The 12,782-nt window shown below is 70.6% G+C and carries 14 protein-coding genes; 9 read left to right on the forward strand and 5 right to left on the reverse strand.

The genetic code is table 11. From position 1 onward, the window contains the following. Positions 1 to 101: 101 nt before the first annotated feature. The 3 genes from LCL61_RS31980 to LCL61_RS31990 are packed head-to-tail and all read right to left on the reverse strand — an operon-like array spanning position 102 to position 4,038. Positions 102 to 1,052: an LLM class F420-dependent oxidoreductase gene (locus tag LCL61_RS31980; protein ID WP_340683192.1), complete on the reverse strand. Its 951-nt coding sequence runs from the start codon at positions 1,050 to 1,052 to the stop codon at positions 102 to 104. Continuing rightward, complete coding sequence (locus LCL61_RS31985) at positions 1,049 to 3,163, reverse strand: S9 family peptidase (RefSeq protein WP_340683193.1); 2,115 nt, start codon at positions 3,161 to 3,163, stop codon at positions 1,049 to 1,051. The genes LCL61_RS31980 and LCL61_RS31985 overlap by 4 nt, the downstream gene beginning before the upstream one ends. A gap of 20 nt (positions 3,164 to 3,183) precedes the next feature. Further along, the gene (locus tag LCL61_RS31990; protein WP_340683194.1) at positions 3,184 to 4,038 is read right to left on the reverse strand and encodes a PPK2 family polyphosphate kinase; all 855 of its coding nucleotides are present in this window, start codon (positions 4,036 to 4,038) and stop codon (positions 3,184 to 3,186) included. 156 nt (positions 4,039 to 4,194) lie between these two features. Here LCL61_RS31990 and rocD point away from each other — a divergent pair, with 156 nt between their 5' ends. Together rocD and LCL61_RS32000 are read left to right on the forward strand one after the other, a co-directional pair. After that, positions 4,195 to 5,397, forward strand: a complete 1,203-nt coding sequence (gene rocD / locus LCL61_RS31995) for an ornithine--oxo-acid transaminase (RefSeq protein WP_340683195.1) — start codon at positions 4,195 to 4,197, stop codon at positions 5,395 to 5,397. A 31-nt stretch (positions 5,398 to 5,428) separates the two neighbouring features. Further along, positions 5,429 to 6,790 (forward strand): DUF2252 domain-containing protein, encoded by a 1,362-nt coding sequence (locus LCL61_RS32000; RefSeq protein WP_340683196.1) that lies wholly within the window; start codon positions 5,429 to 5,431, stop codon positions 6,788 to 6,790. Between the two features lie 399 nt (positions 6,791 to 7,189). Here LCL61_RS32000 and LCL61_RS32005 read toward each other — a convergent pair whose 3' ends face one another. Then, a complete protein-coding gene (locus tag LCL61_RS32005) occupies positions 7,190 to 8,065 on the reverse strand; it encodes an FAD-dependent oxidoreductase (protein ID WP_340683197.1) in 876 nt (291 codons plus the stop codon). A 69-nt stretch (positions 8,066 to 8,134) separates the two neighbouring features. Between LCL61_RS32005 and LCL61_RS32010 the strand changes: the two genes are divergently transcribed. Then, positions 8,135 to 8,743, forward strand: a complete 609-nt coding sequence (locus LCL61_RS32010; protein ID WP_340683198.1) for a phosphatase PAP2 family protein — start codon at positions 8,135 to 8,137, stop codon at positions 8,741 to 8,743. Here the strand turns inward: LCL61_RS32010 and zapE are convergent. Further along, positions 8,697 to 9,731, reverse strand: coding sequence for a cell division protein ZapE (gene zapE / locus LCL61_RS32015; RefSeq protein WP_340683199.1), 1,035 nt, complete (start codon positions 9,729 to 9,731; stop codon positions 8,697 to 8,699). The genes LCL61_RS32010 and zapE overlap by 47 nt on opposite strands. A 98-nt stretch (positions 9,732 to 9,829) precedes the next feature. On the opposite strand from zapE, the gene LCL61_RS32020 reads away from it, so the two are divergent. From LCL61_RS32020 to LCL61_RS32045, 6 genes are all read left to right on the forward strand, one after another. Beyond that, a complete protein-coding gene (locus tag LCL61_RS32020; protein WP_340683200.1) occupies positions 9,830 to 10,576 on the forward strand; it encodes a pyrimidine reductase family protein in 747 nt (248 codons plus the stop codon). Further along, positions 10,573 to 11,130, forward strand: a complete 558-nt coding sequence (locus LCL61_RS32025) for an RNA polymerase sigma factor (RefSeq protein WP_340683201.1) — start codon at positions 10,573 to 10,575, stop codon at positions 11,128 to 11,130. The genes LCL61_RS32020 and LCL61_RS32025 overlap by 4 nt, the downstream gene beginning before the upstream one ends. Further along, positions 11,130 to 11,555: a hypothetical protein gene (locus tag LCL61_RS32030; protein ID WP_340683202.1), complete on the forward strand. Its 426-nt coding sequence runs from the start codon at positions 11,130 to 11,132 to the stop codon at positions 11,553 to 11,555. Before LCL61_RS32025 ends, LCL61_RS32030 begins: the two co-directional genes overlap by 1 nt. A 238-nt stretch (positions 11,556 to 11,793) precedes the next feature. Further along, positions 11,794 to 12,243, forward strand: coding sequence for an Asp23/Gls24 family envelope stress response protein (locus LCL61_RS32035; protein ID WP_125675157.1), 450 nt, complete (start codon positions 11,794 to 11,796; stop codon positions 12,241 to 12,243). Continuing rightward, positions 12,243 to 12,419, forward strand: coding sequence for a hypothetical protein (locus LCL61_RS32040; protein WP_005157087.1), 177 nt, complete (start codon positions 12,243 to 12,245; stop codon positions 12,417 to 12,419). The genes LCL61_RS32035 and LCL61_RS32040 overlap by 1 nt, the downstream gene beginning before the upstream one ends. Beyond that, a complete protein-coding gene (locus LCL61_RS32045; protein ID WP_340683203.1) occupies positions 12,416 to 12,772 on the forward strand; it encodes an Asp23/Gls24 family envelope stress response protein in 357 nt (118 codons plus the stop codon). The genes LCL61_RS32040 and LCL61_RS32045 overlap by 4 nt, the downstream gene beginning before the upstream one ends. Positions 12,773 to 12,782 lie beyond the last annotated feature (10 nt).

The raw sequence follows: 12,782 nt of genomic DNA on the forward strand, positions 1-12,782 counted from the left end.
CTTCCGATCTGAACCCGAAACGCCACTCACGACCACCCTGTACCGACCACGCCACCTTTGCCTTACCTCTCAATAGAACCGTCCTTACCACTCACGAGACTTCAGCGAGGAGCGAGCCCACGCACGTGCGCGAACGGGTCCTCCCCCGTCGGCAGCAGCGCGATGATCGGCGTCGTCAGCCCGTTGTCCACATAGGACTGCACTTGCTCGCGGCAGGAATCGAGACTGCCGTGGACGATCAGGTCGTCGACGACCTCGTCCGGGATGACCTGGTTCGCCTTCTGCCGGTCGCCCGCGGCCCACGCCTCGTGCATCGGCGCGAGCGCGTCGCCGCGGCCGAGCCATTCGTGGAACGCCGCGTACACCGGCACGGTCAGGTAGCTCGAGATGAGCATCCGGCCGAGCCCGCGCGCGGCGGCCTTGTCCTCGGTGGGGCAGACGAAGATCCGCGCGGCCAGTTCGACGTCCGGCCCGATTTCCGCCCGCACCTTGGGCACGTCGGAGGCGGCGAGCCAGTTGGTGATGGCGCCGTCGGCCTCCTTCGCCGCCAACCGCAGCATCCCCGGCCGCAGCGCGGCGAGCATGATCGACGGCGGCGGATCGGCGGGCCGCTCCAGCCGGAACTTGCTGACGGAGAACGACTCGTACTCCTCGGTGACCTTCTCCCCCGCCAGCGCCGACCGCAGGAAGCGCAGGGTGTCCCGCGAACGCGCGAACGGCGCTTCGAACTCGGCGGCGTTCCAGTTCTTCACGATCACCGGCGACGACGCGCCGATGCCGAGCACGAACCGGCCGGGCGCCAGTTCCGCGACGGTCGCCGCGCTCATCGCCAGCAAGCCGGGTCCGCGTGTGTACACCGGCACGATCGCGGTGCCGAGCCGAAGCTGCGGCGCCCACTGCGAGGCCAGCACCAACGGCGTGAAGGCGTCGTGGCCCGCCGTCTCGGCCGACCACGCGTCGGTGTAGCCGAGATCCGGCAGCTCCCGCACCATATCCTCGTGCGCCGCGAGCGGCACCCCGGTCAGCGGAATGGTGATGCCCCACCGTTTCATGCGTTCTCCTCGCTCTTGACCGCGGCACCGGACAGCTCACGCACGATCCAGTCCACCTGCGTGCGCATCAGGTTCTCCGCGACCTCTTCGGCTTGCGGCGTCATATGCGTCGCGCCGGCCAGCGGCAGGAACACATGCGCGCGTCCCTTGGCCAGCAAAGCCGACGACAGGCGCAACGAGTGGGCGACGAAAACGTTGTCGTCGGCCAGTCCGTGCACGATCAGCAGTGCCCGCGAGAGGTCGCCGGCGCCGGCGATCAGCGAGTTGTGCTCGTACGAAGCGGTTTCCTCCTGCGGAAGCCCGAGGTAACGCTCGGTGTAGTGCGTGTCGTACAACGACCAGTCGGTCACCGGGGCGCCCGCGACACCGGCGTGGAAGACGTCCGGGCGCCGCAGCACGGCCAGCGCGGACAGGTAGCCGCCGTAGGACCAGCCCCGGATCGCGACCCGTTCCAGATCCAGTTCCGGATGGAGCGCGGCCGCCGCGTGCAGGGCGTCGACCTGGTCGGCGAGGGTCACGTCGGCGAGTTTGCCCGCGATCTCCTTTTCCCAGGCCGCACCCCGGCCGGGGGTCCCGCGCCCGTCGGCGACCAGCACCGCGAAGCCCTGGTCCGCGAGCCACTGCGGGGTCAGGAAGGCGTTGCGGGTCTGCAGGACACGCTGGGCGTGCGGGCCGCCGTACGGGTCGAGCAGCACCGGGAGCTTGCCCTCGCTCTCTTCGTACCCGGTCGGCAGCACCAGCGCGGCACGCAGGCCCCGCTCCCCCAGCGTCAGCCAGGTCAGGTTCGGCACGACGTCGGGGTCGACGGTGAAGGAACCGATGCGCGCCACCGTCTTCTCGCCGGACACGACGGTCACCACCGGGCCGCTGCGCTCCAGCGTCCACGACGAGAGCACGGTCAGCGCGGCGTTCCCGGAGCCGACGTGTACACCGTCCTCAGTGGACAGACGGCGGAGCTCGCCGCCTTCCGTGCGGAAGACGTGGATCTGCGTCGGATCGCCCTCCGACGCGCTGAACAGCACCTCGTCGCCGACGTGCAGGATCGACCGCACCTGCAGTCCCGGCGGGGTGACCGCGACCCCGTCGACGACCAGCCGGTGGTCACCGTCGGCGGCGCTCTCGCGGACCAGGCGGCCGTCGGTCGTCCACGCCGGGACGCCCGCGGCGAGCTCGACCCAATGCTCGTCGGTCTCGGTGTGCAGCACCTCGACGGCGCCGGTCGCCGGGTCGACCGACTGGATCTGGAGTTTCCGCTGGTCCCGCGACTGCACGGACAGCAGCGGCTGGCCCGCGGCGGACCAGTGCACCGCGGCCAGGTACTCCCAATCGGTCTTCTCGACGTCGACGCGGGAGCCGTGGAGGCCGAGGATCGCCAGCGTCACGTCCGCGTTCGTGGTGCCCGCCGCCGGATACGCGACGACGTTCGCCGCCGACTGCGGGTTCGCCGGATCGGCGATCGTCCAGCGCGGCACGGCCGCCCGGTCGGACCGCTCGGCCAGCAGGCTCTTCCCGTCCGGCGACCACCAGTACCCGCGCGTGCGGCCCATCTCCTCGGCCGCGATGAACTCCGCGAGCCCCCAGGCGATGTCGTCGCCCGCTTCGTCGACGAGCAGCCGGTCCTCGCCGGTCGCCCGGTCGATCACCCGCAGGCGGCGGTCGCGGACGTAGGCGACGTGCGTGCCGTCCGGGCTGGGCCGCGGGTCGACGACCGAACCGTCGACCAGCACCGACACCTCGCCGGTGGCCAGGTCGAGGGTGTGGAGCTTGCCCGAGAGCGAGAACGCGGCGACGGTGAAGGCGTCGTCGACCGCGTAGCCGACCACGCCGCCGCCGGTCTCCCGGCTGCGCTCGCGGCGGGCACGCTCCTCCGGCGGCAGGTCCTCTTCACCGGGCAGCAGCTCGGCGGCGTCGACCAGCTTCGTCTCCTCGCCCGACGCGACGTCGAACGACCACAGGCTGTGCCGAGGGTCGGTGCCGGATTCGGACCGCAGGAACAGGATGCGGGAACCGTCCGGGGCGACCTTGAACTCTTTCGGCGCGCCGAGGGTGAAGCGCTGGGTGCGGGCCTGACGGCGAAGGAACGGGAGATCTTCGAGGCTGGTGTCGGTCACCTCCGCACTCTCTCAGACGCTCAAGCCGGTACGCCAATGCCTTCCAGCTTCTCGATCTCCGTCTCGGGATCGAAGTCGGCGGGCGGGAACTTCGGGTCCTTCAACTCGATCGTCTCGATCAGGAGCCGCGCGACCAGCCAGTTGCGGTACCACTTGCGGTCGGCCGGGACGGCGTACCAGGGCGCGGCCGCCGTGGAGGTCTTGGCGAAGATGTCGGCGTAGGCCTTCTGATAGTCGTTCCACTGGGCCCGCGCGTCGAGGTCCGCGGGGTTGTACTTCCACCACTTCGCCGGATTCTCCAGCCTCGCCTTGAGGCGCTTCAGCTGCTCCTCCGGCGAGATGTCGAGGAAGACCTTCACGATCGTCGTGCCGGCGTCGGTCAGCTCCTTCTCGAACGCGTTGATCTCGGCGTAGCGCTTGCGCCATTCCGTCGCGGGCACCAGCTTCTGGACGCGCGGGGCCAGGATGTCCTCGTAGTGGGAGCGGTCGAACACGCTGATCTGCCCCGGCGCCGGGAGCTGTTTGCGGATCCGCCACAGGTAGTGGTGGCGACGCTCCGCCGCGGTCGGTTTCTTGAACCCGGCGTACCGCACGCCCATCGGGTTGACCAGGCCGAGGACGTGCCCCACGGTGCCGCCCTTGCCGGAGGTGTCCATCCCCTGCAGGACCAGCAGGACACTACGGTTTCCCCCGCCGACGCCCTCCGCGTACAGCGCCTCCTGCAGCTCGGCGAGCCTGCCTCCGGCGTCGGCGAGGTCTTTGAGCCCCTTGGGCTTCTTGGTCGGCCCGATCGGGAACGAGCCGGGATGGTGCCGCTCGGCGCCCTTGCCGATCCTCAGCGTGTCCCGGACGGAGACGGTGTCCTTTTTCGCCATCCGGCAACGATAACCGCGCTCCGGAGACCGCGCCTCCGGTGATCAAGTACGCCGACGCACGATTTCGCCACCCGAAGGAGTCGATACGCAATGAACAACGGGTCAAAGCAACGTTTCCCGGATGAAAGCGGCCGGATGGACCTCTAACCTGAACGCATGACGACCGCCGACTTCATCGCGCTCGACGAGCAGTGGAGCACGCACAACTACCACCCGCTTCCGGTGGTGATCGCCACCGCCGAAGGAGCCTCGGTCACCGATGTCGAGGGCAAGACCTACCTCGACTTCCTCTCCGGCTACTCCGCGCTGAACTTCGGGCACCGCCACCCCGGGCTCATCGCCGCCGCGATCGAGCAGTTCGGCCGCGTGACGCTGACCTCGCGCGCCTTCCACCACGACCAGCTCGGGCTGTTCTGCAAGGAGCTCGCCGAGCTGACCGGCACCGAGATGACCCTGCCGATGAACTCCGGCGCGGAAGCCGTCGAGTCGGCGGTGAAGATCGCCAGGAAGTGGGCGTACCGGGTCAAGGGCGTCCCCGACGGGACCGCTGAGATCGTCGTCGCCGGTTCCAACTTCCACGGCCGCACGACGACCATCGTGTCCTTCTCCACCGACGAGACCGCGCGCGCCGACTTCGGCCCCTTCACGCCGGGCTTCGTCACCGTCAAGTACGGCGACGCCGAAGCGCTGCGCGACGCCATCACCGAGCGCACCGCCGCGATCCTGCTGGAGCCGGTGCAGGGCGAGGCGGGCGTGATCGTCCCGCCCGCCGGCTACTTCGCCGAGGCCCGGCGGCTGTGCGACGAGCACAACGTGCTGCTGATCGCCGACGAGATCCAGTCCGGTCTCGCCCGCACCGGCACCGTCCTCGCGCTCGACCACGAAGGCGTCCGTGCCGACGTCTACACCCTGGGCAAGGCGCTCGGCGGCGGGATCATGCCGGTGTCTGCCGTGGTCGGCGGCAAGGACGTGCTCGGCGTGCTGCGGCCGGGTGAACACGGCTCCACCTTCGGCGGGAACCCGGTCGCCTGCGCGATCGGGCGGGCCGTGGTCGGGCTGCTGAAGACCGGGGAGTTCCAGGAGCGTTCGCGGGAACTGGGCGCCCACCTGCACTCGCGGCTCGGCGAACTGGTCGGCGACGGGCTCGCCGAGGTCCGCGGGCGCGGGCTCTGGGCGGGGATCGACATCGCGCCCGGTGGGCCGACCGGCCGCGAGGCGTCCACCGCGCTGGCCGAACGCGGCGTCCTGTGCAAGGAGACGCACGACCACACGCTGCGGATCGCGCCGCCGCTGGTGATCAGCCGCGAGGAGCTCGACCGCGGTATCGACGCCATCACGGAGGTCGTCAAGACCCGGTGATCCTTTCGGACGGGCTGTACGTTGCCTGTCCATGGGAGACGAGCGGGAGTGGGTGGAGCGGCCGCTGGCCGGCACCGAGTCGGTGTCGCCGGAGGACTGGTTCGCGAGGGGTAAGGCACTGCGGGACGAGGCGCCCTCGTCCGCGCACGACCACGCGGCGGCGGGCGAGGGGCGGCCCAGCGTGGCGGAGTTCTTCGCGCGCACCAACGAAGGCCGCCTGCCCGAACTGGTGGAACTGCGGCGCGAGCGCATGCTCGCGTCGCCGTTCACCTTCTATCGCGGGGCCGCCGGGCTGATGGCCGCCGACCTGGCGGGTTCGCCGTCGTCCGGGCTGACCGCCCAGCTCTGCGGGGACGCGCACGCCGCGAACTTCGGGCTGTACGGCACGCCCGAGGGCCAAATCGTCATGGACATCAACGACTTCGACGAATCCGTGCCGGGCCCGTGGGAGTGGGATCTCAAACGGCTCGCGGCGAGTCTCGTGCTCGCCGGGCGCGAGGGCGGCATCGGCGAAGCGGGCTGCCGTGAAGCCGCCGAGGACGCGGTGAAGTCGTACCGGCGCACCATCCGGGGGCTGGCGGAGCTGCCGTTCCTGCGGTCGTGGAACGCGTTGCCCGACGCGTCGGTGCTGAGCAAGGTCAAGGCGCACGACCTGATCGACGACTTCGAAGAAGCGGCCGAGAAGGCGCGGAAGAACACCAGCGCCAAGGTCACCGCGAAGTGGACCAGGCGCATCGACGACCACGAGACCGGCCTCGAACGGCATCGGTTCGTCGAAGATCCGCCGGTGCTCACGCACGTCGACGACGCGACCGCCGAAGCCGTCGTGACCGGATTGGTGTCCTATGTGGACACGCTGCGCGAGTCCCGGCGGACGCTGATCTCGCGGTACCGGGTGTCCGATGTGGCTTTCCGGGTAGTCGGCACCGGCAGTGTCGGGCTGCGCAGTTATGTGGCGCTGCTGCACGGGAACTCCGGCGAAGACCTTGTCCTGCAGGTGAAACAGGCCATTCCGTCGGCGCTCGCGCCGTTCCTCGGCCTGCCGGCCCCGGAGCACGAGGGGCGGCGGATCGTCGAGGGCGCGCGGCTCGTGCAGGCCGAGACGGACATCCTGCTCGGCTGGACGACCATCGACGGCGTGCCGTACATCGTGCGGCAGTTCCGGAATCTCAAGGGCGACATCGATCCGGCGGAGCTGAAGAAGGACCACCTCGACGACTACGGCCGGCTCGCCGGCGCGTTGCTCGCGCGGGCGCACGCGCGGTCACTGCATCCGCGGATGCTGGCAGGCTACTTCGAGGACGACGAAGACCTCGACGAGGCCATCGGGGCCTACGCGGTGCGGTACGCGGATCAGACCGAAGCGGACTTCGCCGCCTTCGCCGCCCTCTGACTCCCTGCTCCTATTGAGGGGTAAGGCAAACGTGGCGGCTGGCCGAAGAGACACTTCTCCCGACTGTCCATAAGGGACACTTCCGAGGGCATCTGTGTCCGAGTTGAGCGATTTATACGGTTCGACGCGGGGGTCGTGAGTGGCAAAGAGGGTTAGAACGCTACTTACCACTCACGACCCCCACGCCAAACCGGGCATACAGCCCCGAAGCAGACATTTCGTCGCCGGAAAGCGTCCCTGTGGACACTCAGAGCGCAGCTGACTCCTGCCGGCCAGCCCAGAACCACGCCGCGACGGCCACCTCTCTGCCTTGCCCCGGCGAAGGGGGCCTTCACCGCGCAAGCTCGGTCACGCCACATTCGACCACCCCGCCGCATTTAGTCCTCTGAATGCGGGTAGTCACACCAGGGCCAGGACGTCGTCAGCGCAACCCCAAGCCACCGTGATCCCCGCACCCCCGTGTCCGTAGCAGTGCACGATCCGGCCGTCCCGGTCCAGCCGTACCTCGGGCCGGAACGGCCGCAGCCCGACCTTCGCCCCCAGCACGGGCGCGTCGGCCAGCGCGGGCACGAGGTCCCGGCACCGCCGCACGATGTCGGCGGTCACCCCGGGATCCGGCTCGACGGAGTCGCGCCCCGGCTCCTGCGTGCCGCCGCAGACCACGTGCCGTCCGTGCGGGATCACGTGCCGCAGCACCGGAGTGGCCCCGTCGACGATCCATTCGGTCAGCCCCGGGTCGGCGAGGTGGACGACCTGGCCGCCGACCGGCACCACGGTTCCGTCCCCCGCGAGCCGCCCGCCACCGAGCCCGGCGGCGTTGACGACGAGGTCCGCGCCGAGGTCGTCCAGCCGCGTGACGGTGCGGTATTCGGTACGCACGCCCAGCGCGGCGACCTGACCGGCGAGCCACCCGAGGTACACCGGGGTGTCGACCAGTGCGGTCGTGAAGGTGAGCCGCCCGGGTTCGTGGTCGAGGCCGGGCATCGACAAGGCCCACGAAGGTAGCGGCGCCTCGCGCGGGACGAGGTACGTTCCCCGGACCATGCGGACTCCTGGCGCGCCGAGGCCGCGGTACTCCTCGACGCTCGTCGCGGTCCAGCGGTCGACCCGGTCGGAGTTCGCCGCCAGCGGCGGGAAGAGCACGCCACCGGCGACCGCCGACGTGGTCTCCCCCGGCCCGGTCTCGGTGACCACCGTGACGTCGTGCCCGGCCCCGGCCAGCCGGTACGCGCAGCTGAGCCCGATCACGCCGCCACCGACCACACTGATCCGCATCGAAAGCCCCCTTCGTTCTCGCGAGCCGTCCCTGCATGGTGACTGATCACCGTCACGTAATCTCGCCGGATGAGCGGAAGAGGGCCGTACGGGCCGGTCGCGGTGACCTGCGCCGTGATCATGGTGGTCCTCGGCTTGCTGGTCTCCGGTGACGGCCCTTCCGTTCCCGACGACCTCGCCGTCAGGTGGGTGGAGCGCACCTTCGGCCGCGACACCGGCCTTCTCGGGCTGCTGGTGCTGCCGACCGAGGCCTACGTCCTGATCCCGGTCGCGGTCCTCACCGCCGTCCTCTGCCTGACCGGACGCCGCAGGCTCGAAGCGGCGCTGACCATCGCCGGCCCGCTCATCGCGATCCTCGCGAACACCTGGGTGCTCAAACCGCTCTTCGACCGCTGGAAGTACACCTACCTCGCCTACCCGAGCGGGCACACCGTCGCGCTGGTCGCGGTGCTGACTGTGCTCGTCCTGCTCGCCCGCCCCGGCGTCGCGACGGCGGTCATCTCGACGGTGGGCGCCGTGGTGCTCTGCGGAGTCACGATCGGCATGATCGGCCTCGGCTACCACTACCTGACCGACGTCGTGGGCGGCACGCTGTTCGCCGTCGCGACTGTATGCGCGACTTGGGTGCTACTCAGCTGGGCTGCACGGCGTCGCGCGCCAGTGCCGTCAGACGGCTGACGGCGCGCAGGTACTTCTTGCGGTAGCCGCCGTTGACCATCTCCTCGGTGAACAGCTCCGGCACGGGCTCGCCCGAGACCACCAGCGGGATCGCGCGGTCGTAGAGCCGGTCGGCGAAGGCGACCAGGCGCAGTCCCACGTTCTGGTCGGGCACCGGGTGGATGTCGCGAAGGTGCACCCGGGTCACGCCGTCGAGAAGCCTGCCGTAGCGCGAAGGGTGCAGGCCGCCCAGGTGTTCGCACAACGCGTCGAAATCGTCCACAGTGGACTCGGGATGCGTGGCGACGGAGGCTTCCAGCTCCTCGGGGCTCGCGGGCGGCGGCGCGTCCGGCAGGCCGCGGTGCCGGTAGTCCGGGCCGTCGACGCGGCAGACGCCGAACCGGGCGGACAGCGACTGGATCTCGCGCAGGAAGTCCGCGGCGGCGAACCGGCCCTCGCCGAGTTTGTCCGGCAGCGTGTTGGACGTCGCCGCCACGAACACGCCCGCCGAGATCAGCTCCTGCAGCAACCGTGTGACGAGCATGGTGTCACCGGGGTCGTCGAGCTCGAACTCGTCGATCGCCAGGAACCGGTGTTCGGACAGCCGCCGCACCGCCTCGGCGAAACCCAGCGCGCCGACGAGATGGGTCAGCTCCACGAACGTCCCGTACGCCTTGGGCGACGGCGTCTCGTGCCAGGTCGAGGCGAGCAGGTGTGTCTTGCCCACGCCGAAACCGCCGTCGAGGTAGAGCCCCATCGGCCCGGACGGCACCTCGTCCCCGCCGCCGAAGAACGCGCGCAGCTTCGACTTCGGCTTCCGGCTCGACGCTTCCGCCACGCGCTTCGCGAACGCGCCACAGGTGACGACGGCTTCGGCCTGGCTCGGCTCGTCCGGGTTGGGCACGTACGTGGAGAACCGGACCGCGTCGAACCTCGGCGGCGGGACGAGCGCGGTGATCAGCTCGTCGGCGGACAGCTCCGGACGGCGATCGATCAGGCGGGCGGGCATTCGCCGAGCGTAACGGCACCGGCCTGGCGGGTTCACCCTCCCTGACCGGGCGTATCCCCCGCTCAGCGGTGCCATCAGGCGCGTGCTGGGATGTTCGTGTGCAGCTTCTGTGGCCAACGACACCGGCGGAACCCGTCTCCGACACCGACCTCGAACGGCTCTATGGGTATCCGGAAGACCTGAACCGTCCCTGGGTCCAGGTCAACTTCGTCAGCTCCGCGGACGGCGCGGCGGCGGTCGACGAGCTGTCCGAGGGGCTTTCCCACCCCGCCGACAAGCGGATCTTCCTGATGGGACGGCTGCTCTCCGACGTGATCCTGGTCGGTGCGGGCACGGCGCGCGCCGAGGGCTATCGCGGCGCGCGCGTCACTCCCGAACGCGCCGCCCGCCGGGTCGCGCTCGGTCTGTCCGAGGTCCCGCCGATCGCGGTGGTGACCCGTTCCGGTGATCTCGACCCCGAGGGCCCGTTGTTCACCGACACCAAGGTCCCGCCGATCGTCATCACCACCGAGAAGGCGCCTCGCGCCGAGTTGGAGCGCGCGGGTGCCGACGTGCTCGTCGCGGGGACCGCCGACGTCGACCTCCGCCGGGCGCTCGCGCTGCTGGGCGAGCGCGGCCTGCGCCGTGTCGACTGCGAGGGCGGTCCGGCGCTGTTCGCCGACCTGATCGCCGCCGACCTCGTCGACCAGCTGTGCCTCACCGTCGCCCCGCTGCTGGCGGGAGCGGGCGAGAGCCGGATCGCGCGCGGCCGTCCGGCCCCGGAACCGCGGCGGATGGATCTCGCGTCCGTGCTCGTCGAAGACGGCTTCACCATGCTGCGCTACCGGCGCCGGGAGGGCGGGTGAGCGAGGCCGCGCCGGTTCCGGACGAGGAACTGGTGGCACTGGCCGCCGCCGGGGACCACGGTGCGTTCGACACCTTGGTCCGGCGGCACACGGCCAGGATGTACCGGGTGGCGCTGCGGATCACCGGCAGCTCGTCCGAGGCCGAGGACGTCGTCCAGGAGGCCTGGCTCTCCGCGTGGCGGGCGCTGCCCGGCTTCCGGTTCGAATCCGCGGTGTCGACCTGGCTCTACCGGGTGACGACGAACGGCGCGCTCGGCGCGGTCCGGCGCCGGAAGCCGACCGTGCCGCTCGACGAGGGCGACGCGGGCGTCGTGCCTGGTCCGGAGGGTCACGTGGTGAGCGCCGAGCAGGTCGGCACGGTGCTGCGCGCGATCGCCGAACTGGACGTCGGCCAGCGGATCCCGCTGATTCTGCGAGAATTCGAAGGGTTGACCTACGACGAGGTGGCCGAGGTGCTCGAAGTCAGCGTGCCCGCCCTGCGTGCCCGTCTGCACCGCGCGAGGGTGGCGCTGCTGGCGAAACTCGGCGACAACTTCCGACCCGGGGAACGGTGATGAGCGACGATCCGCGCGACGACCCCCGGTGGCAGCAGGTGCGCGCCGCCGCGAGCCGTCCGGTGCCGACGCCGCCGGGACTGGTCGAACGGGTGCTCCGCTCGGTCGGCGGCGTCCGCGGCAAGCACACCACCGCCCCGCTCGATCTGCCGTCGTCGGGCGGCAAGACTCAGGTGTCGGAACGGGCGCTGGTACTGATGACCAGGAACCTCGCCGCCGAAATCGGCCGGGAGCTCGGCGGAGTGCACGTCGCCGCCGTCGCGCTCGAAGAGGACGTGCTCCAGGTGCTGGTGACGATCCGGTTCGGTGTCGAAGCGGCCGTCGCGGACCTGTTGCGCCACCGGGTCAGCGCGGCTCTGACCGGTCAGCTCGGATCCGCCCCGCCGACGATCAACGTCCACGTCGTCGACGTCCACCCGGACTGAATCCGGAACACCCGCGGGGTGAAGGGGACTTTCCCCTCAACGGACGCGGGGAAAGTCCCCTTCACCCGGCCCGGGACGCGACCTCCCCCGGCTTCCCGCGGACCGATCCCGGAACTGATTACCCCATCCGGGGGACATCGCGTGACGGCTCGGCATGCGCGCGTGTCCTGGTCGGTGAGAGCGTAGAGACCGTCGCGCGCGCAGGTCGCGCGGCACAGGCCGAGAAGGAGCGAACTTCATGGCGCAGCCGAGCGCGAGCAAGCCCGACACCCCCGTGGCGGGGGCGTCCCTCAACGAGGAAGGAGCCGCCGGCAAGACCACGATCTCGTCGGTGGTGGTGCAGAAGGTGGCGGGTCTCGCCACCCGCGAGGTGACCGGGATCCACGCGCTGGGCGGCGGGGTCTCGCGGGCCTTCGGCGCGATCCGCGAGCGCATTCCCGGTTCCGGCACGGTCACCACGTCCGGTGTCTCGGTCGAGGTCGGCGAGAAGCAGGCGGCCATCGACCTCGACGTGGTCGTCGAGTACGGCGCCCGCATCGTCGACGTCGCGCGGGCGGTGCGCCGCAACGTGATCGGCCAGGTCGAGCAGATCACCGGCCTCGAGGTGATCGAGGTCAACATCGCGGTCAACGACATCCACCTGCCCGACGAGAACGGCGGCGAGACCGAGACCTCGCGGGTCGAGTGATGAACGGGACCCAGACCGGCCTGCTCGCCGGCCTCATCCTCGGCCTCGCCGCGACCCAGGGCTTCACCGCGTTCCTGGTGACGCTGGCCGTCGGCGTCATCGGCCTCGTCCTCGGCCGCGTGCTCGACGGCGAACTCGACCTCGGCGACTTGTTCGGCCGGGGCCGCGACAAATGACCGTCCCGCCCGAACCCGAGGATCGCGGCACCCTCACCATCTCGCCGTCCGTGGTCCGCAAGATCGCGCAGCACGCCGCGGACCAGGTCGACGGGATCACGCGCGCGGAGCGGCGCATCGCCGGGCTCGGGCTCGGGACACACGGCGCGAGCGCGAAGGTCGGCGGTGAGGGCAACGACGTCGACCTCGTGCTCGACGTGGCGCTGAACTATCCGGCGCCGGTGCGGCGGATCGTCGGCGACCTGCGCGCCAGGGTCACCGAGGAGGTCGAGCGGATCACCTCGTACCAGGTGCGGGACATCTCGGTGACGGTCTCCGCGCTTCTGCCCGACATCGCGCCCCGCGTCCGCTAGAAGGAGCAAC

The sequence above is a fragment of the Amycolatopsis coloradensis genome, from assembly GCF_037997115.1.
GTDB lineage: Bacteria > Actinomycetota > Actinomycetes > Mycobacteriales > Pseudonocardiaceae > Amycolatopsis > Amycolatopsis coloradensis_A.

Bases quoted from the DNA above. Each gene is read 5' to 3' on its own strand.
- LCL61_RS32030 (WP_340683202.1), top strand. From the start codon at position 11,130: ATGAGCGACGATCCGCGCGACGACCCCCGGTGGCAGCAGGTGCGCGCC.
- LCL61_RS31990 (WP_340683194.1), bottom strand. From the start codon at position 4,038: ATGGCGAAAAAGGACACCGTCTCCGTCCGGGACACGCTGAGGATCGGC.
- LCL61_RS32045 (WP_340683203.1), top strand. From the start codon at position 12,416: ATGACCGTCCCGCCCGAACCCGAGGATCGCGGCACCCTCACCATCTCG.
- rocD (WP_340683195.1), top strand. From the start codon at position 4,195: ATGACGACCGCCGACTTCATCGCGCTCGACGAGCAGTGGAGCACGCAC.
- LCL61_RS32035 (WP_125675157.1), top strand. From the start codon at position 11,794: ATGGCGCAGCCGAGCGCGAGCAAGCCCGACACCCCCGTGGCGGGGGCG.
- LCL61_RS32000 (WP_340683196.1), top strand. From the start codon at position 5,429: ATGGGAGACGAGCGGGAGTGGGTGGAGCGGCCGCTGGCCGGCACCGAG.
- LCL61_RS32010 (WP_340683198.1), top strand. From the start codon at position 8,135: ATGAGCGGAAGAGGGCCGTACGGGCCGGTCGCGGTGACCTGCGCCGTG.
- LCL61_RS32040 (WP_005157087.1), top strand. From the start codon at position 12,243: ATGAACGGGACCCAGACCGGCCTGCTCGCCGGCCTCATCCTCGGCCTC.
- LCL61_RS31980 (WP_340683192.1), bottom strand. From the start codon at position 1,052: ATGAAACGGTGGGGCATCACCATTCCGCTGACCGGGGTGCCGCTCGCG.
- LCL61_RS32005 (WP_340683197.1), bottom strand. From the start codon at position 8,065: ATGCGGATCAGTGTGGTCGGTGGCGGCGTGATCGGGCTCAGCTGCGCG.
- zapE (WP_340683199.1), bottom strand. From the start codon at position 9,731: ATGCCCGCCCGCCTGATCGATCGCCGTCCGGAGCTGTCCGCCGACGAG.